Origin of the sequence: Leclercia sp. EC_58, from assembly GCF_019584355.1 — a bacterium.
GTDB lineage: Bacteria > Pseudomonadota > Gammaproteobacteria > Enterobacterales > Enterobacteriaceae > Enterobacter.
This window is the reverse complement of record NZ_VDAM01000001.1, coordinates 3853247-3870787: the sequence shown is the minus strand read 5'-3', so window position 1 is coordinate 3870787 and position 17541 is coordinate 3853247. Positions and strand designations below refer to the sequence as shown.

The 17541-nt window shown below is 56.5% G+C and carries 17 protein-coding genes; 12 read left to right on the top strand and 5 right to left on the bottom strand.

All coding sequences use genetic code 11. The features are described 5' to 3' along the window. The first annotated feature begins 1 nt into the window (after position 1). The 5 genes from nudB to ruvB all read left to right on the top strand — a co-directional run bounded on the left by nudB (position 2) and on the right by ruvB (position 3483). Entirely contained in the window at positions 2 to 445 is a 444-nt protein-coding gene (nudB, locus tag FHC51_RS18940; RefSeq protein WP_103180066.1) for a dihydroneopterin triphosphate diphosphatase, read from the top strand. Positions 446 to 472: 27 nt separating this feature from the next. Further along, on the top strand, positions 473 to 1213 hold the full coding sequence (locus tag FHC51_RS18935; protein WP_103180065.1) for a YebC/PmpR family DNA-binding transcriptional regulator: 741 nt from the start codon (positions 473 to 475) through the stop codon (positions 1211 to 1213). 34 nt (positions 1214 to 1247) lie between these two features. Further along, positions 1248 to 1769 (top strand): crossover junction endodeoxyribonuclease RuvC, encoded by a 522-nt coding sequence (gene ruvC / locus FHC51_RS18930; RefSeq protein WP_103180064.1) that lies wholly within the window; start codon positions 1248 to 1250, stop codon positions 1767 to 1769. A gap of 83 nt (positions 1770 to 1852) precedes the next feature. Further along, entirely contained in the window at positions 1853 to 2464 is a 612-nt protein-coding gene (ruvA, locus tag FHC51_RS18925) for a Holliday junction branch migration protein RuvA (protein WP_103180063.1), read from the top strand. Positions 2465 to 2472: 8 nt separating this feature from the next. Next, positions 2473 to 3483 carry a Holliday junction branch migration DNA helicase RuvB gene (gene ruvB / locus FHC51_RS18920; RefSeq protein ID WP_103180062.1) on the top strand — a complete coding sequence of 337 codons (1011 nt, stop codon included), beginning with the start codon at positions 2473 to 2475 and terminating at the stop codon, positions 3481 to 3483. A 101-nt stretch (positions 3484 to 3584) separates the two neighbouring features. Here the strand turns inward: ruvB and znuB are convergent, their stop codons facing one another. Further along, complete coding sequence (gene znuB / locus FHC51_RS18915; RefSeq protein WP_103822383.1) at positions 3585 to 4370, bottom strand: zinc ABC transporter permease subunit ZnuB; 786 nt, start codon at positions 4368 to 4370, stop codon at positions 3585 to 3587. Continuing rightward, positions 4367 to 5122 (bottom strand): zinc ABC transporter ATP-binding protein ZnuC, encoded by a 756-nt coding sequence (gene znuC, locus FHC51_RS18910; protein WP_114314609.1) that lies wholly within the window; start codon positions 5120 to 5122, stop codon positions 4367 to 4369. The genes znuB and znuC overlap by 4 nt, the downstream gene beginning before the upstream one ends. Before the next feature lie 77 nt (positions 5123 to 5199). Here znuC and znuA point away from each other — a divergent pair, with 77 nt between their 5' ends. The 3 genes from znuA to lpxM all read left to right on the top strand — a co-directional run bounded on the left by znuA (position 5200) and on the right by lpxM (position 8570). Beyond that, entirely contained in the window at positions 5200 to 6144 is a 945-nt protein-coding gene (znuA, locus tag FHC51_RS18905; RefSeq protein WP_139157123.1) for a zinc ABC transporter substrate-binding protein ZnuA, read from the top strand. Positions 6145 to 6159: 15 nt separating this feature from the next. Next, on the top strand, positions 6160 to 7482 hold the full coding sequence (gene mepM, locus FHC51_RS18900; RefSeq protein ID WP_114314610.1) for a murein DD-endopeptidase MepM: 1323 nt from the start codon (positions 6160 to 6162) through the stop codon (positions 7480 to 7482). A gap of 116 nt (positions 7483 to 7598) precedes the next feature. Continuing rightward, positions 7599 to 8570, top strand: a complete 972-nt coding sequence (gene lpxM, locus FHC51_RS18895) for a lauroyl-Kdo(2)-lipid IV(A) myristoyltransferase (protein ID WP_220436333.1) — start codon at positions 7599 to 7601, stop codon at positions 8568 to 8570. A 111-nt stretch (positions 8571 to 8681) separates the two neighbouring features. Here the strand turns inward: lpxM and pyk are convergent, their stop codons facing one another. Together pyk and FHC51_RS18885 are read right to left on the bottom strand one after the other, a co-directional pair. Next, the gene (pyk, locus tag FHC51_RS18890) at positions 8682 to 10124 is read right to left on the bottom strand and encodes a pyruvate kinase (protein ID WP_114314612.1); all 1443 of its coding nucleotides are present in this window, start codon (positions 10122 to 10124) and stop codon (positions 8682 to 8684) included. 123 nt (positions 10125 to 10247) lie between these two features. Beyond that, positions 10248 to 11153: a MurR/RpiR family transcriptional regulator gene (locus FHC51_RS18885; protein WP_220436332.1), complete on the bottom strand. Its 906-nt coding sequence runs from the start codon at positions 11151 to 11153 to the stop codon at positions 10248 to 10250. Positions 11154 to 11476: 323 nt separating this feature from the next. Between FHC51_RS18885 and zwf the strand changes: the two genes are divergently transcribed. The 3 genes from zwf (at position 11477) to FHC51_RS18870 (ending at position 15678) form a co-directional block, all read left to right on the top strand. After that, positions 11477 to 12952, top strand: coding sequence for a glucose-6-phosphate dehydrogenase (gene zwf / locus FHC51_RS18880; RefSeq protein WP_103180055.1), 1476 nt, complete (start codon positions 11477 to 11479; stop codon positions 12950 to 12952). 234 nt (positions 12953 to 13186) lie between these two features. Continuing rightward, positions 13187 to 14998 carry a phosphogluconate dehydratase gene (gene edd, locus FHC51_RS18875; protein ID WP_103180054.1) on the top strand — a complete coding sequence of 604 codons (1812 nt, stop codon included), beginning with the start codon at positions 13187 to 13189 and terminating at the stop codon, positions 14996 to 14998. Positions 14999 to 15036: 38 nt separating this feature from the next. After that, positions 15037 to 15678, top strand: coding sequence for a bifunctional 4-hydroxy-2-oxoglutarate aldolase/2-dehydro-3-deoxy-phosphogluconate aldolase (locus tag FHC51_RS18870; protein WP_103822376.1), 642 nt, complete (start codon positions 15037 to 15039; stop codon positions 15676 to 15678). Positions 15679 to 15782: 104 nt separating this feature from the next. Here FHC51_RS18870 and purT read toward each other — a convergent pair whose 3' ends face one another. Then, entirely contained in the window at positions 15783 to 16961 is a 1179-nt protein-coding gene (gene purT / locus FHC51_RS18865) for a formate-dependent phosphoribosylglycinamide formyltransferase (RefSeq protein ID WP_220436331.1), read from the bottom strand. A gap of 148 nt (positions 16962 to 17109) precedes the next feature. On the opposite strand from purT, the gene yebF reads away from it, so the two are divergent. Continuing rightward, a complete protein-coding gene (gene yebF / locus FHC51_RS18860; protein WP_220436733.1) occupies positions 17110 to 17457 on the top strand; it encodes a protein YebF in 348 nt (115 codons plus the stop codon). Positions 17458 to 17541 lie beyond the last annotated feature (84 nt).

Below are 17541 nucleotides of genomic sequence, written 5' to 3'. Positions count from 1 at the left end.
TATGGCATATAAGCTTCCCGTTTCCGTGTTAGTGATCATTTATGCAGAAGACACGAAGCGGGTGCTGATGTTGCAGCGACGCGACGATCCCGCCTTCTGGCAGTCGGTAACCGGCAGCCTGGAGGAGGGAGAAACCGCGTTGCAGGCCGCCGCGCGCGAAGTAAAGGAAGAGGTCACCATTGATGTTGCTCGCGAGCAACTGACCCTGAAGGACTGTCAGCGCACGGTGGAGTTTGAAATTTTTAGTCATTTACGTCATCGCTATGCGCCGGGGACTGAACGCAATACAGAATCCTGGTTCTGCCTTGCGCTTCCCCACGAACGGGAGATCGTGTTCACCGAACATTTGACCTACCGCTGGGTTAATGCGACCGAAGCTGCGGCGTTAACCAAGTCGTGGAGCAACCGGCAGGCGATTGAAGAATTTGTAATTAACGCCGCCTGAAAGGGCGCGCTCTTTGAGGATATTTTTATGGCAGGTCATAGTAAGTGGGCCAACACCAAACACCGCAAAGCGGCACAGGATGCCAAACGCGGTAAGATCTTTACCAAAATCATTCGTGAGCTGGTTACCGCAGCCCGTCTGGGTGGCGGCGATGCCGGTTCCAACCCGCGTCTGCGCGCAGCGATCGATAAAGCGCTGAGCAACAACATGACCCGCGACACCCTGAACCGTGCTATCGCCCGTGGCGTAGGCGGCGATGAAGACGCGAACATGGAAACCATCATTTATGAAGGTTACGGTCCTGGCGGTACAGCGGTCATGGTTGAATGTCTGTCCGACAACCGTAACCGTACCGTGGCGGAAGTGCGTCATGCCTTCAGCAAAACCGGTGGCAACCTGGGTACCGACGGTTCCGTTGCCTACCTGTTCAGCAAAAAAGGCGTCATCTCCTTCGAGAAAGGCGACGAAGATGTGATCATGGAAGCGGCGCTGGAAGCGGGTGCTGAAGATGTGGTGACCTATGACGACGGCGCGATTGACGTCTATACCGCATGGGAAGAGATGGGCGCGGTGCGTGATGCACTGGAAGCGGCGGGCCTGAAAGCCGACGCGGCTGAAGTCTCCATGATCCCGTCCACCAAAGCGGACATGGATGCGGAAACCGCACCAAAACTGCTGCGTCTGATCGATATGCTCGAAGATTGCGACGATGTGCAGGAAGTCTACCACAACGGTGAAATCTCCGACGAGGTTGCGGCTACGCTGTAATGGCCCAACGTAAACCAATAACCGGAGCGGCGTGATGGCAATTATTCTCGGTATTGACCCGGGCTCACGCATCACCGGTTATGGCGTTATCCGTCAGGTCGGGCGACAGTTGACCTACCTGGGCAGTGGGTGTATCCGTACCAAAGTGGACGATCTGCCGTCGCGCCTGAAGCTGATCTATGCGGGCGTGACGGAGATCATCACCCAGTTCCAGCCGGACTATTTCGCTATTGAACAGGTATTTATGGCGAAAAACGCCGACTCGGCGCTGAAGCTTGGCCAGGCGCGCGGCGTGGCGATTGTCGCGGCGGTGAATCAGGATCTGCCGGTGTTTGAATACGCCGCACGGCAGGTTAAGCAGACCGTGGTGGGAATTGGCAGTGCGGAAAAAAGCCAGGTGCAGCACATGGTGCGTACCCTGCTTAAACTGCCCGCCAATCCGCAGGCGGATGCTGCCGATGCCCTGGCGATCGCCATTACCCATTGCCACATCAGCCAGAATGCGGTGCAGATGAGCGAATCGCGGCTCAATCTGGCGCGCGGTCGATTGCGCTAAATGTAAAAATCAGGCTGGATGTTTATCCAGCCTTTTTTTATTATGGCAGCGGTAACTTTTAGCCCTTAACGCAGGAGCGTCACGTGATAGGCAGACTCAGAGGCATCATTCTAGAAAAACAACCCCCGATAGTGCTGCTTGAGACCGGAGGCGTGGGCTACGAAGTCCATATGCCAATGACCTGTTTCTATGAATTGCCGGACGCGGGCAAGGAAGCGATTGTCTTTACCCACTTTGTGGTGCGTGAAGATGCCCAGCTGCTGTATGGCTTTAACAACAAGCAGGAACGCACCCTGTTTAAAGAGCTGATTAAAACCAACGGCGTGGGGCCAAAACTGGCGCTGGCGATCCTCTCCGGGATGTCGGCTCCGCAGTTTGTTAACGCCGTAGAGCGTGAAGATCCCGCTGCCCTGGTTAAGCTCCCTGGCATCGGTAAGAAAACGGCCGAGCGCCTGATTGTCGAGATGAAAGATCGCTTTAAAGGTCTGCATGGCGATCTGTTTACCCCTGCCGCCGACCTGGTGCTGACCTCACCGGCTGGCCCGGCAACAGACGATGCGGAACAGGAAGCGGTTGCCGCGCTGGTGGCGCTGGGCTATAAACCTCAGGAAGCGAGCCGGATGATTAGCAAAGTGGCTAAACCGGACGCCACCAGTGAAACCCTGATTCGTGAAGCGCTGCGCGCCGCATTGTGAGGTAAAGGATGATTGAAGCAGACCGTCTGGTCTCGGCAGGCAGTGTTCAGACAGAAGATCTGGTGGACAGGGCGATCCGCCCGAAACTGCTTGATGAGTATATTGGCCAGCCGCAGGTGCGTTCGCAGATGGAGATCTTTATCCAGGCGGCGAAACTTCGCGGCGATGCCCTCGATCACCTGTTGATTTTCGGCCCGCCGGGGCTCGGGAAAACGACCCTCGCAAATATCGTCGCCAATGAAATGGGCGTGAACCTGCGCACCACCTCCGGCCCGGTGCTGGAAAAGGCAGGGGATCTGGCGGCGATGCTGACCAACCTTGAACCCCACGACGTGCTGTTTATCGATGAGATCCACCGCCTGTCACCGGTGGTGGAAGAGGTGCTCTATCCGGCGATGGAAGATTACCAGCTGGATATCATGATTGGCGAAGGTCCGGCAGCGCGTTCGATTAAAATTGACCTGCCGCCTTTCACGCTGATTGGCGCCACCACCCGCGCGGGGTCGTTAACCTCACCGCTGCGCGATCGTTTCGGCATTGTGCAGCGTCTTGAGTTTTATCAGGTGCCCGATCTCCAGCATATCGTCAGCCGCAGCGCGCGCTTTATGGGGCTGGATATGAGCGAAGAGGGGGCCTTTGAAGTGGCGAAGCGTTCCCGCGGGACGCCACGTATTGCCAACCGGCTGCTGCGCAGGGTGCGTGATTTTGCCGAAGTGAAACACGACGGCACTATTTCGCATGAGATCGCCGCTCAGGCGCTGGATATGCTGAACGTCGATGCCGAAGGATTTGACTATATGGACCGCAAGCTGCTGCTGGCGGTGCTGGATAAATTCTTTGGCGGGCCGGTCGGGCTGGATAACCTGGCGGCAGCGATTGGCGAAGAGCGTGAGACGATTGAAGATGTGCTGGAGCCCTATCTGATCCAGCAGGGCTTTTTGCAGCGTACGCCGCGCGGGCGCATGGCAACGGTGCGGGCCTGGGATCACTTTGGCATAACGCCGCCGGAGATGCCGTAACCTCGGCGGAAATTGCCGGATGGCGGCTGCGCCTTATCCGGCCTACATAAGCGCGATCCTGTAGGCCCGGTAAGCGTAGCGCCACCGGGCAATTAATGACCTTAGCTGGCCGGTTTCTTCATCATGCTGAAGATAAACAGCATCGCCGCGCACAGCACCACCGACGGTCCGGCAGGGGTGTCGTAAAACGCCGAGAAGGTCAGCCCGCCGGTCACGGCAATCATCCCCACCCCCACGGCCACACCGGCCATCTGCTCCGGGGTACGGGCAAAACGACGGGCGGTGGCGGCTGGGATAATCAGCAGTGAGGTGATGATCAGCGCCCCGACAAACTTCATCGCCACGCCAATGGTCAGGGCGGTGACCAGCATCAGCAGCAGTTTCACGCGCTGCAGCTTCACGCCATCAACAAAGGCTAAATCCGGGCTGATGGTCATCGCTAGCAGGTTACGCCACTGCCACAGCAGGATTGCGAGGACAATCACCACCCCGATGGCAATGGCGATCAGATCATCAGGCGTCACCGCCAGCAGATCGCCAAACAGATAGGCCATCAGATCCACGCGGATATTGGACATCAGGCTGACTACCACCAGACCCAGCGACAGGGCGCTGTGGGCCATGATCCCAAGCAGCGTATCCACCGCCAGATGCGGGCGCTTCTCCAGCCAGACCAGGCCGGCGGCCAGCAGCAGCGTAACCACAATCACCGCGTAGAAAGGATTCACATCCAGCAGCAAACCAAACGCCACCCCCAGCAGGGAAGCGTGCGCCAGCGTATCGCCAAAGTAGGACATCCGGCGCCAGACAACAAACGAGCCCAGTGGACCCGCCGCGCAGGCGAGCATCATCCCGGCCAGCCAGCCGGGCAGTAAGAGTTCAATCATGAGTTACCGTTTCCCCGGCGAAGGACAATGCGTCCCTGCAAATCATGGCGGTGGTTGTGATGGTGGCGATAAATGCCCAGCTGTTCGGCACCGCGAGGACCAAACATCGAGATAAACTCCGGATGCATGGAGACCACTTCCGGCGTGCCGGAGCAGCAGATGTGATGGTTCAGACAGAGCACTTCGTCCGTTTTCGCCATGACCAGATGCAGGTCGTGCGACACCATCAGGACGGCGCAGTCCAGCTCTTTACGCAGCTGATCGATGAGGTCATACAGGGCAACCTGGCCGTTGACATCCACACCCTGAGTCGGCTCGTCGAGCACCAGCAGCTGCGGCTTATTCAGCAGGGCGCGGGCCAGCAGCACACGCTGGGTTTCGCCACCGGAGAGCTTTTGCAGGGGCGCGTCGATAAGATGCCCGGCCTGCACCCGCTTGAGCGCCGGAAGAACATCCTCTTTACGCGTATCGGGACGCAGACGCAGGAAACGGCTGACCGTCAGCGGCAGCGTGGCGTCCAGATGCAGTTTCTGAGGGACATAGCCAATACGTAGCTGCCGGTCACGCTTGATCAGGCCTGCATCGGGTGCTACCAGGCCGAGTACAACCCGCACCAGCGTTGATTTACCCGCGCCGTTGGGGCCGAGCAATGTCAGAATTTTGCCAGGCTTCAGATCCAGCGAAACGTCAGAGAGGACGCGGCGCTGACCAAATGAAACCGAAATATTTTCGAGAGAAACCAAAGTCGTCATATCAATTTATGCTTGCAGAAGTCATCGAATGTTATAATATCACATTCCACATGTTCATTACGATGATTAGTCGCATTATGTTACAGAAAAATACGCTTCTTTTCGCTGGATTATCCGCCGCCCTTTGGGGTACCGCAGTACAAGATGTTAACGCCGCCGTTGTCGCTTCGCTTAAACCGCTCGGTTTTATCGCTTCCGCTATCGCAGATGGCGTCACAGAAACCCAGGTTTTATTGCCTGATGGCGCGTCAGAGCATGATTACTCCCTGCGCCCATCGGACGTAAAACGTTTACAAAACGCGGACTTAGTTGTATGGATTGGCCCAGAGATGGAAGCCTTCATGCAAAAGTCAGCGAGTCAGTTGCCTGACGCTAAACAGGTTAACATCTCTGGCCTTGCAGGTGTGAAACCGCTTCTCATGAAAGGGGCGGATGATGACGATCACGACCACGATCATGGCCATGGTGCAGAGGAAAAAGGTGATGAGCATCACCATCACGGTGACTACAACATGCACCTTTGGCTTTCACCAGAAATAGCGCGGCTGTCAGCGGTTGCAATCCATGAAAAATTAGTGGAACTTATGCCGCAAAGTCGAGCCAAACTAGACGCCAACCTGAAGGATTTTGAGGCACAACTTGCCGCAACCGATAAGCAGGTGGGTACCGAGCTCGCACCATTGAAAGGTAAGGGATATTTCGTTTTTCATGATGCCTATGGCTACTACGAAAAACACTACGGTCTTACGCCGCTTGGCCACTTCACCGTGAATCCAGAAATTCAACCTGGTGCGCAGCGTTTACATGAAATCAGAACACAGTTGGTTGAGCAAAAAGCGACCTGCGTTTTTGCTGAGCCACAGTTCAGGCCAGCGGTCGTTGAAGCCGTGGCAAGGGGAACGTCCGTACGTATGGGCACCCTTGATCCATTGGGAACCTCTATCCAGTTGAGCAAAGCGAGCTATTCGCAGTTCCTCAGCCAACTGGCGAACCAGTATGCGAGCTGCCTGAAAGGAGATTAACGAGGAAGTGATTACGTGCAACAGATAGCCCGCTCTGTCGCCCTGGCATTTAACAATCTGCCCCGGCCCCACCGCGTCATGCTGGGGTCGCTTACAGTTCTCACCTTAGCGGTCGCCGTCTGGCGACCCTATATTTACCACCCAAATTCCGCGCCAGTTATCAGAACCATTGAGCTGGAAAAGAGTGAAATTCGCTCCCTGCTGCCGGAAGCCAGTGAACCTATCGACCAGGCTCCGCAGGAAGAAGAAGCTATTCCGCAGGATGAACTTGATGAAAAGACCGAAGCCGAAGTGGGCGTACACGAATATGTCGTGTCAACGGGCGATACATTAAGCAGCGTTCTGAACCAGTACGGCATTGAAATGGGTGAAATCAGCCAGCTTGCTGCGTCTGATAAAGATCTGCGAAACCTGAAAATCGGTCAACAGCTCTCCTGGACCCTCACCGATAACGGTGACTTGCAGCGCCTGACCTGGGAAGTTTCCCGTCGTGAAACCCGTACTTACGATCGTACTGAAAACGGTTTCAAGATGAGCAGCGAAATGCAGCAGGGTGACTGGGTTAACAGCGCCATCAAAGGCACCTTAAGCGGCGGTAGTTTTGTTGCCAGCGCCCGTGATGCGGGGCTGACCAGCGGTGAAATCAGCTCGGTGATCAAAGCCATGCAGTGGCAGATGGACTTCCGTAAGCTGAAAAAAGGCGATTCGTTTTCGGTGCTGATGTCCCGCGAAATGCTGGACGGCAAGCGCGAACAGAGCCAGCTGCTGGGCGTCCGTCTACGCACGGATGGTAAAGACTATTACGCCATCCGCGCCGAAGACGGTAAATTCTACGATCGTAACGGTACGGGTCTGGCGAAAGGCTTTTTACGCTTCCCGACCTCGAAACAGTTCCGCGTCTCTTCGAACTTTAACCCGCGTCGTCTGAACCCGGTCACTGGCCGTGTTGCGCCACACCGTGGGGTGGATTTCGCCATGCCGCAGGGTACGCCTGTTCTGGCAGTCGGTGACGGCGAAGTGGTCATGGCAAAACGCAGTGGCGCGGCGGGTTATTATGTCGCCATACGTCACGGGCGCACCTACACCACGCGTTATATGCACCTGCGTAAGCTGCTGGTGAAGCCGGGCCAGAAAGTCAAACGTGGCGACCGTATTGCGCTGTCGGGCAATACCGGACGTTCTACCGGCCCGCATCTGCACTATGAAGTGTGGATCAACCAGCAGGCGGTCAACCCGTTAACGGCGAAGCTGCCGCGCACCGAAGGGCTGACCGGTAAAGACCGCAGCGATTATCTGGCACAGGTCAAAGAAGTTATTCCGCAGCTGACCCTGAATTAATTCAGCAGCGATAAAAGCCGGTGCACTCCTGCACCGGCTTTTTCTTTTGTGCGTTGCACATGGCCTCGCTAAACTATCTCATCATTATTTAAAGCATCACCCGCCCTGGAAAAAGCATGGAAACCAAAAAGAACAATAGTGAATACATTCCTGAATTTGAGAAATCGTTTCGTCATCCGCGCTTCTGGGGCGCCTGGCTGGGTGTCTATGCGTTTGCAGGTATTGCGATGCTGCCTCCCTCTGTGCGCGATCCGCTGCTCGGCAAAGTGGGGCGCCTGGCGGGCAAACTGGGCAAAAGCGCCCGCCGTCGCGCCCAGATAAACCTTTTTTACTGCTTCCCGGAGAAGAGCGAGGCAGAACGCGAAGCCATCATTGACGAGATGTTCACGACCGCGCCGCAGGCGATGGCGATGATGGCTGAGCTGGCCTTACGCGGGCCGGAAAAAATGACCAGCCGGGTCGACTGGAAAGGGCTGGAGATCATCGAAGAGATGCGTCGCAACGACGAAAAGGTGATCTTCCTGGTGCCGCACGGCTGGGGCGTGGATATTCCGGCAATGTTGATGGCCTCGCAGGGGCAAAAAATGGCGGCCATGTTCCACAATCAGGGAAATAAGGTCTTTGATTATGTCTGGAACACCGTGCGTCGTCGCTTCGGCGGACGCCTGCATGCCCGTAACGACGGGATTAAGCCATTTATTCAGTCCGTACGTCAGGGCTACTGGGGATACTATCTCCCGGACCAGGATCACGGTGCGGAACACAGCGAGTTTGTTGATTTCTTTGCCACCTATAAAGCGACGTTACCCGCCATTGGCCGCTTGATGAAGGTATGCCGGGCACGGGTGATCCCGCTCTTCCCCATTTATGACGGCAAAACCCATCGACTGACGATTGAAGTGCGCCCGCCGATGGATGACCTGCTGACGGCGGACGACAACACCATTGCGCGCCGGATGAACGAAGAGGTGGAAATTCTGGTGGGACCTCACGCGGAGCAGTACACCTGGATCCTGAAGCTGCTGAAGACGCGCAAGCCGGGCGAGAAAGAGCCGTACAAGCGCAAAGAGCTCTATCCGAAGAAATAAAAAATCCCCCGGAAACGGGGGATTTTTTTATTGCCCGGCGGCGCTGCGCTTGCACGGGCCTACGGACCTGTAGGCCGGGTAAGCGCAGCGCCACCCGGCGAAACCGTCGGATTATTCGACGGTCATCACGCGGGTGGTGTTGGTCGAGCCGATGGTGCTCATCACATCGCCCTGAGTGACAATAACGATATCTCCGGAGACGAGATAGCCTTTATCGCGCAGCAGGTTCACGGCGTCATTTGCCGCGGCCACACCGTCGTTGTTGCTGTCGAAGAACACCGGCGTTACGCCGCGATAGAGCGCGGTCAGGTTCAGTGTGCGCTCATGGCGGGACATGGCGAAGATCGGCAGACCGGAGCTGATACGGGAGGTCATCAGCGCGGTGCGGCCCGATTCGGTCATGGTGATGATCGCCGTCACGCCCTTCAGGTGGTTCGCCGCGTACATGGCAGACATCGCAATCGCCTCTTCCACGTTGTCGAACTGAATGTCCAGACGGTGTTTAGAGACGTTGATGCTTGGGATCTTCTCTGCACCCAGGCAGACGCGCGCCATTGCGGCCACGGTCTCCGCCGGGTACTGACCGGCAGCGGTTTCGGCAGAGAGCATTACCGCATCGGTGCCATCGAGGACGGCGTTCGCCACGTCCATCACTTCCGCACGGGTCGGCATCGGGTTGGTGATCATCGACTCCATCATCTGGGTTGCGGTGATCACGGAGCGGTTAAGCTGACGCGCACGGCGGATCAGCGCTTTCTGGATCCCCACCAGTTCCGGGTCGCCAATCTCAACGCCCAGGTCACCGCGGGCAACCATCACCACATCAGACGCCAGGATGATATCGTCCATCGCATCCTGGCTGCAGACCGCTTCAGCACGTTCTACTTTCGCCACGATTTTGGCATCGCAGCCTGCCTCGCGCGCCAAACGGCGGGCATAGTTCAGATCTTCGCCACAGCGCGGGAAGGAGACGGCCAGATAATCCACGCCGATATCCGCGGCGGTGATGATGTCGGCTTTGTCTTTTTCGGTCAGGGCTTCAGCAGAGAGACCGCCGCCCAGCTTGTTGATGCCTTTGTTGTTGGAGAGCGGGCCGCCAACGGTCACTTCGGTGAAGACCTTCATGCCCTGAACGTCGAGCACCTTCAGTTGAACGCGACCATCGTCGAGCAGCAGGATATCGCCCGGTACTACGTCAGCAGGCAGGCCTTTGTAGTCGATGCCCACTTTCTCTTTATCGCCTTCGCCTTTGCTCAGGTTGGCATCCAGCAGGAACTTATCCCCGATATTGAGGAAAACTTTGCCTTCTTTGAAGGTGGAGACACGGATTTTTGGACCCTGCAGATCACCGAGGATAGCGACATGACGTCCCAGTTTTGCCGCGATCTCACGGACCTTGTCTGCACGTAATTTATGATCTTCTGGCGTACCGTGAGAGAAGTTCATACGCACTACGTTGGCGCCTGCGGCGATAATTTTCTCAAGGTTATTATCGCGGTCAGTAGCCGGGCCTAAGGTGGTAACGATCTTGGTTCTGCGAAGCCTTCTGGACATGTAATACTCCGTTGTCTAAAACAACCTGGTGTTGCGTGAACGATGATTCGGCACGTTGTCCGTCTTTAATAGCAACAGCAAACTTACCGAATGCCGAAAAAAGTAACAACTTTGTAATTGAAATCAGGGAATTTCACCCTTGATGAACAATTCTTTATCAAAACGCGATTCCTTGAGCGCTTCTTTGACACGCTTCAAGTTATCTCTGAATTTCGCCCCGCGGCGCAGGGTAAAACCGGTCGCCAGGACATCAATGACGGTGAGCTGCGCCAGACGGGACACCATCGGCATGTAGATATCGGTGTCTTCCGGCACGTCGAGCGTGATCGCCAGCGTCGCTTCACGCGCCAGCGGCGTCCCGGTGGAGGTGAGGGCGATGACCATGGCATCGTTTTCACGCGCCAGCTGGGCCAGTTCGACCTGACTTTTGGTGCGGCCAGTATGCGATATCAGTACCACCACGTCATCTTCGTTACAGTTCATACAGCTCATGCGTTGCAGCACGATGTCGTCGGAATAGATAACCGGGACGTTAAAGCGAAAAAATTTATTCATCGCATCGTGAGCGACAGCGGCGGAGGAACCGAGGCCAAAGAAGGCAATCTTCTTCGCCTGGGTCAGCAGATCGACGGCGCGGTTAACCGAGGTCATATCCAGCGACTGGCGGACCTGATCCAGCGTCGCCATGGCCGATTCGAAAATCTTGCCCGTATAGGCCTCCACGCTGTCGTCTTCATCGACATTTCGGTTCACATAGGGGGTACCGTTCGCCAGACTTTGCGCCAGATGCAGTTTAAAATCGGGAAATCCACGCGTCTCCATGCTGCGGCAGAACCGGTTGACGGTCGGTTCACTGACCCCGGACTCCTGTGCCAGGGCGGCAATGCTGGAATGAATGGCCTGAGCGGGCGCGGCGAGAATTACTTCAGCCACTTTTCGCTCGGATTTGCTAAGGTGTTCCAGTTGAAACTGGATTTTTTCCAGCATGTTCATTATTAACACAGCGCTCATCGGTGGAAGCGATTTCATAAATGGGTGAAATCGCGATTCGAATTAGCAAGAATATACGCCTGTGATAGTCCGAAAAGGACAAACCATGGAAAAAATGTTGTTGTTTTTTTTCATTACTTGATCGCTGTCGGATTTTAGCAACGGCCTGACTGAGCAAAGTTTCACCAGTTTCATCGCCATTACCTTCGCTGCTGCGCGCTCCGGGCGAAATATCGCCGTATCGCACGGGAGGATAAGCGCAAATGGTTTCGGGAATGACGTAAAAGCAGTAGAGTGCATTGTAATAAAATTACAACGATATTCTGGCAAAAGCACCAGGATATCCAACTGAGGAGAATGACATGGCGGTAACGCAAACAGCCCAGGCATGTGACCTGGTCATTTTCGGCGCGAAAGGCGATCTTGCACGCCGTAAATTGCTGCCTTCCCTGTATCAACTAGAAAAAGCGGGTCAAATCCACCCGGAGACCCGCATCCTGGGCGTGGGCCGTGCGGACTGGGATAAAGACGCGTATACCAAAGTCGTGCGCGAAGCCCTGGAAACTTTCATGAAAGAGAAAATCGATGAAAGTTTGTGGGACAAGCTGAGCGGACGTCTCGATTTCTGCAACCTCGACGTTAACGACACGTCGGCATTTGCCAATCTGAGCGCAATGCTCGATCAAAAAAATCGCGTCACCATTAACTACTTTGCCATGCCGCCAAGCACCTTCGGCGCCATCTGCAAAGGGCTGGGTGAAGCGAACCTCAACGCTAAACCTGCGCGCGTGGTGATGGAAAAACCGCTGGGCACCTCCCTTGCTACCTCCCGCGAAATTAACGATCAGGTCGGTGAATATTTCGAAGAGTGCCAGGTTTACCGTATCGACCACTATCTGGGTAAAGAGACGGTACTGAACCTGCTGGCGCTGCGCTTTGCGAACTCCCTGTTTGTGAATAACTGGGACAACCGCACCATCGATCACGTTGAGATCACCGTGGCAGAAGAGGTCGGCATTGAAGGGCGCTGGGGTTACTTCGACCAGGCCGGTCAGATGCGCGACATGATCCAGAACCACCTGCTGCAGGTGCTCTGTATGATCGCCATGTCTCCGCCGTCGGATCTCACCGCGGACAGCATCCGCGACGCGAAAGTGAAAGTATTGAAGTCACTGCGCCGTATCGACCGCTCCAACGTGCGTGAGAAGACGGTACGCGGCCAGTACACCGCCGGGTTTGCGCAGGGCAAAAAAGTGCCAGGCTACCTGGAAGAAGAGGGCGCGAACAAATCCAGCAACACCGAGACGTTTGTGGCGATCCGCGTGGATATTGATGACTGGCGCTGGGCGGGGGTTCCGTTCTACCTGCGTACCGGTAAACGTCTGCCCGCTAAATGCTCTGAAGTGGTTGTCTATTTCAAAAATCCAGAGCTGAACCTGTTCAAAGAGTCCTGGCAGGAGCTGCCGCAGAACAAACTGACCATCCGTCTGCAGCCGGACGAGGGCGTGGACATTCAGGTGCTGAACAAAGTGCCGGGCCTGGACCACAAACACAACCTGCAGACCACAAAACTGGATCTGAGCTACTCCGAAACCTTCAACCAGACCCATCTGGCGGATGCGTACGAACGTCTGTTGCTGGAAACCATGCGCGGTATCCAGGCGCTGTTCGTCCGTCGTGACGAAGTGGAAGAGGCGTGGAAGTGGGTCGACTCCATCACCGAAGCGTGGGCAGCGGATCAGGATGCACCGAAACCGTATCAGGCGGGCACCTGGGGACCGGTTGCCTCGGTGGCGATGATCACCCGTGATGGCCGTTCCTGGAACGAGTTTGAGTAAGGCTGACCGCTAATCCCTACGGGGTATTTTACCGGTAACATGATCTGGCTCAGGCCAGCGTGCAATATTTAATCATTTAAGCCCCGGGTGGATTTCCACCCGGGGCTTTTTTTATTACACTGCCAGCAGCGATTTTGCCCCAGGGCTCCGGCAATCAAGCGTTTCAGCGATGTTATCGCCTGCTAAACACTTTGTTAATACCAGAGCGCGGACAGATAAATGACAGGAGCTTCTATGAATTCGACTTTGTTACGGGTAACACAGCGCATTATTGAGCGTTCGAAACAGACCCGTTCTGCCTACCTCGCGCGCATCCAGCAGGCGAAGTCCGATACGGTCCATCGATCGCAGCTGGCTTGCGGCAACCTGGCGCACGGTTTTGCCGCCTGTAAGCCAGAAGATAAAGCCTCGCTGAAAAGTATGCTGCGTAACAATATCGCGATCATCACCTCCTATAACGACATGCTCTCGGCGCACCAGCCTTATGAGACCTACCCGGATATCATCCGCAAGGCGCTGCACCAGGCCAATGCGGTAGGCCAGGTGGCGGGCGGGGTGCCCGCCATGTGCGATGGCGTGACCCAGGGGCAGGATGGCATGGAGCTGTCGCTGCTGAGCCGCGAAGTGATCGCCATGTCCACGGCGGTCGGTCTGTCGCATAACATGTTTGACGGCGCGCTCTACCTCGGCGTGTGCGACAAAATTGTCCCGGGCCTGACCATGGCGGCGTTGTCGTTTGGTCATCTGCCTGCGCTGTTTGTGCCGTCAGGCCCAATGGCCAGTGGCCTCGCCAATAAAGAGAAGGTGCGTATTCGTCAGCTTTACGCCGAAGGCAAAGTTGACCGCATGGCGCTGCTGGAATCCGAGGCTGCCTCTTACCATGCACCGGGTACCTGTACCTTCTACGGCACCGCCAATACTAACCAGATGGTGGTGGAGTTTATGGGGATGCAGTTGCCGGGCTCGTCGTTCGTCCATCCGGATGCCCCGCTGCGTGAAGCGCTGACCGCGGCCGCTGCCCGTCAGGTGACCCGCCTGACCGGTAACGGCAACGAGTGGATGCCGCTCGGTAAAATGGTGGATGAAAAAGTGGTAGTGAACGGTATCGTGGCCCTGCTGGCGACGGGCGGTTCCACTAACCACACCATGCATATGGTGGCGATGGCGCGTGCCGCCGGGATCCAGATCAACTGGGATGATTTCTCCGATCTGTCTGAAGTGGTTCCGCTGTTGACCCGTCTTTACCCGAATGGTCCGGCCGATATCAACCACTTCCAGGCGGCGGGCGGTGTACCGGTGCTGATGCGCGAGCTGCTGAAGGGCGGCCTGCTGCATGAAGATGTCAACACCGTGGCCGGTTTCGGCCTGCAGCGTTACACCCTGGAGCCGTGGCTGAACGAGGGCGAACTGGACTGGCGTGAAGGGGCCCAGGCCTCGCTGGATGACAGCGTGATCGCCACCTTCGACAAGCCTTTCTCCCACCACGGCGGCACCAAGGTGCTGACCGGCAACCTGGGCCGTGCGGTGATGAAAACCTCCGCGGTGCCGGTGGAAAACCAGATCATTGAAGCCCCGGCAGTGGTTTTCGAAAGCCAGCATGATGTTCTGCCGGCGTTTGAAGCCGGTCTGCTGGACAAAGATTGCGTCGTTGTTGTCCGTCATCAGGGACCAAAAGCGAACGGAATGCCAGAATTACATAAACTAATGCCGCCACTTGGTGTATTATTGGACCGCTGTTTCAAAATTGCATTAGTTACCGATGGACGCCTCTCCGGTGCATCGGGTAAAGTGCCTTCCGCCATCCACGTCACCCCGGAAGCCTACGACGGTGGACTGCTGGCGAAAGTGTACGATGGCGACATCATCCGCGTTAATGGTCAGACAGGCGAGTTGACCTTACTGGTGGATGAGGCGGTCCTGGCCGCACGTAAGCCGCATATTCCTGACCTGAGCGCATCGCGCGTGGGAACGGGACGCGAAATGTTCAGCGCGTTACGCGAGAACCTCTCGGGTGCAGAACAGGGCGCGACCTGTATTACGTTTTAAGACGACAAGAATTATCGATCTGGCGAGAGAAAACTCTGATGAAAAACTGGAATACAAGTGCAGAAGCAATCCTGAAAACTGGCCCGGTAGTGCCGGTTATCGTGATTAATAAGCTGGAACACGCAGTCCCGATGGCGAAAGCGCTGGTTGCGGGCGGTGTACGCGTACTGGAAGTCACGCTGCGTACTGCCTGTGCAATGGATGCTATTCGCGCCATCGCTAAAGAAGTGCCGGAAGCGATCATCGGTGCGGGTACCGTACTGAACCCGCAGCAGCTGGCTGAAGTTACCGAAGCCGGTGCGCAGTTCGCCATCAGCCCGGGCCTGACCGAGCCTCTGCTGAAAGCCGCAACCGAAGGCTCTATTCCTCTGATCCCGGGTATCAGCACCGTGTCTGAACTGATGCTGGGTATGGACTACGGTCTGAAGGAGTTCAAATTCTTCCCGGCGGAAGCTAACGGCGGCACCAAAGCGCTGCAGGCTATTGCAGGTCCGTTCGCGAACGTCCGTTTCTGCCCAACTGGCGGCATCTCTCCGGCGAACTACCGTGACTACCTGGCGCTGAAAAGCGTGCTGTGCATCGGTGGCTCCTGGCTGGTGCCGGCGGATGCCATGGAAGCGGGCGACTGGGATCGCATCACTAAGCTGGCGCGCGAAGCGGTAGAAGGCGCGCAGCAGTAAGATCTCGGTATTGTGCGCGTTTTTTGCCGGGTGGCGGCTTCGCCTTACCCGGCCTACGATAAACGTCAAATGCCATACAAAAACGGGCCAATCGGCCCGTTTTTTTATCCTGCTACCTGCACGCTGGCGGCCGCGTTTTTCGCCCGCTCAACGGCCTCTTCCACGCTGTCGCCTGTCGCCAGCGCCACACCTAAGCGACGCGAGCCGTCAATCTCCGGCTTACCAAACAGACGCAGCTGCAGGCCAGCGCCTACTGCGGCATCGACATTATCAAAGGTGACGTTCTGGCTGGTCAGCTGCGGCAGGATCACCGCCGAGGCCGCCGGGCCGTACTGGCGCACACCGCCAACCGGCAGGCCGAGGAAGGCGCGAACGTGCAGGGCAAACTCGGAGAGATCCTGCGAAATTAAGGTCACCATACCGGTGTCGTGCGGGCGAGGGGAGACCTCGCTGAAGATAACCTCGTCGCCACAAACGAAGAGCTCCACGCCAAACAGCCCATGGCCGCCCAGCGCCAGCACCACTTTACGGGAGATCTCTTCGGCGCGCGCCCGGGCCAGCGAGCTCATCTGCTGCGGCTGCCAGGATTCACGGTAGTCGCCATCTTCCTGGCGATGACCAATTGGCTCGCAGAAGTGGACCCCATCAACGGCGCTGACGGTCAGCAGGGTGATCTCAAAGTCAAACTGCACCACACCCTCAACGATCACTCGCCCGGCGCCTGCGCGGCCACCCTGCTGGGCGTAATCCCAGGCCTTGTCCAGCTGTTCGGCGCTGCGCACAAAGCTCTGTCCTTTACCGGAGGAGCTCATCACCGGTTTAATGATGCACGGGTAGCCAATTTCAGCCACGGCCTGCAAAAAATCATCTTTGCTGTCGGCAAAACGATAACGTGAGGTGGGCAGGGAGAGCTCTTCCGCCGCCAGACGACGAATGCCTTCCCGGTTCATGGTCAGCTTCGCGGCGCGGGCGCAGGGCACCACGCGCTGGCCTTCGGCTTCCAGCGCCAGCAGGGTATCGGTGGCGATGGCTTCAATTTCAGGCACCACGAAGTGCGGTTTTTCGGCGGCAATCACCGCGCGCAGGGCGTCACCGTCGAGCATATTAATGACGTGGGCACGGTGCGCAACGTGCATCGCTGGTGCATCGGCATAACGATCAACGGCGATCACTTCGATACCTAAACGCTGGCACTCAATGGCCACCTCTTTACCCAGTTCACCTGAGCCCAGCAGCATCACACGCGTTGCTGCCGGACGCAGCGCAGTTCCTAAACGAGTCATAATGATTCCCCTGAAAAAGTTGCGCGCAGTATAAACGAAAACGTTTGCGTCTGTCTTGTGTTGCGAAAATCTGTCGGGCTGACGGAGGGTTATTTGCATCGCGGCGTTTTTCGACCATGCTTTTGTTGAACCAAAACAGGAGAGCATGATGAACAAAACAGGGGTAGCAATAGCACTGCTGGCCGCCAGCCTGACCGCCCAGGCCGCAGAAGAGAAAACCGTGAAATTTCCCACCTGCGAAGGGCAGAATGCCGAAGGTATTGCCGCCAGCGTGAAGCGGGATTATCTGCAAAACCGCATCGTGCGCTGGGCGGACGATCAGAAAACCCTGGGACAGGCCGATCCGGTGGCCTGGATCAACCCTAAGCAGGTGAAAGGCGAGAAAGATCGCTGGACGGTACCGCTGACGGTGCGAGGCAAAAACACTGATATTCATTATCAGGTGAAGATCGACTGTAAAGCGGGTAGCGCGCAGTATCAGTCGTCGAAGAGGTGAATTTTCGCTTCTTTTGTCGCCATAGACATTTCCTGACATCCCCTCGCTTACGCTGTGAAATTCATCCACCGTTTAGTGAGGGTA

Excerpts from the sequence above, each read along its gene's own strand:
- nudB (WP_103180066.1), top strand. The coding sequence starts at position 2 with ATGGCATATAAGCTTCCCGTTTCCGTGTTAGTGATCATTTATGCAGAA.
- FHC51_RS18935 (WP_103180065.1), top strand. The coding sequence starts at position 473 with ATGGCAGGTCATAGTAAGTGGGCCAACACCAAACACCGCAAAGCGGCA.
- ruvC (WP_103180064.1), top strand. The coding sequence starts at position 1,248 with ATGGCAATTATTCTCGGTATTGACCCGGGCTCACGCATCACCGGTTAT.
- ruvB (WP_103180062.1), top strand. The coding sequence starts at position 2,473 with ATGATTGAAGCAGACCGTCTGGTCTCGGCAGGCAGTGTTCAGACAGAA.
- znuB (WP_103822383.1), bottom strand. The coding sequence starts at position 4,370 with ATGATTGAACTCTTACTGCCCGGCTGGCTGGCCGGGATGATGCTCGCC.
- znuC (WP_114314609.1), bottom strand. The coding sequence starts at position 5,122 with ATGACGACTTTGGTTTCTCTCGAAAATATTTCGGTTTCATTTGGTCAG.
- znuA (WP_139157123.1), top strand. The coding sequence starts at position 5,200 with ATGTTACAGAAAAATACGCTTCTTTTCGCTGGATTATCCGCCGCCCTT.
- lpxM (WP_220436333.1), top strand. The coding sequence starts at position 7,599 with ATGGAAACCAAAAAGAACAATAGTGAATACATTCCTGAATTTGAGAAA.
- pyk (WP_114314612.1), bottom strand. The coding sequence starts at position 10,124 with ATGTCCAGAAGGCTTCGCAGAACCAAGATCGTTACCACCTTAGGCCCG.
- FHC51_RS18885 (WP_220436332.1), bottom strand. The coding sequence starts at position 11,153 with ATGAAATCGCTTCCACCGATGAGCGCTGTGTTAATAATGAACATGCTG.
- zwf (WP_103180055.1), top strand. The coding sequence starts at position 11,477 with ATGGCGGTAACGCAAACAGCCCAGGCATGTGACCTGGTCATTTTCGGC.
- edd (WP_103180054.1), top strand. The coding sequence starts at position 13,187 with ATGAATTCGACTTTGTTACGGGTAACACAGCGCATTATTGAGCGTTCG.
- FHC51_RS18870 (WP_103822376.1), top strand. The coding sequence starts at position 15,037 with ATGAAAAACTGGAATACAAGTGCAGAAGCAATCCTGAAAACTGGCCCG.
- purT (WP_220436331.1), bottom strand. The coding sequence starts at position 16,961 with ATGACTCGTTTAGGAACTGCGCTGCGTCCGGCAGCAACGCGTGTGATG.
- yebF (WP_220436733.1), top strand. The coding sequence starts at position 17,110 with ATGAACAAAACAGGGGTAGCAATAGCACTGCTGGCCGCCAGCCTGACC.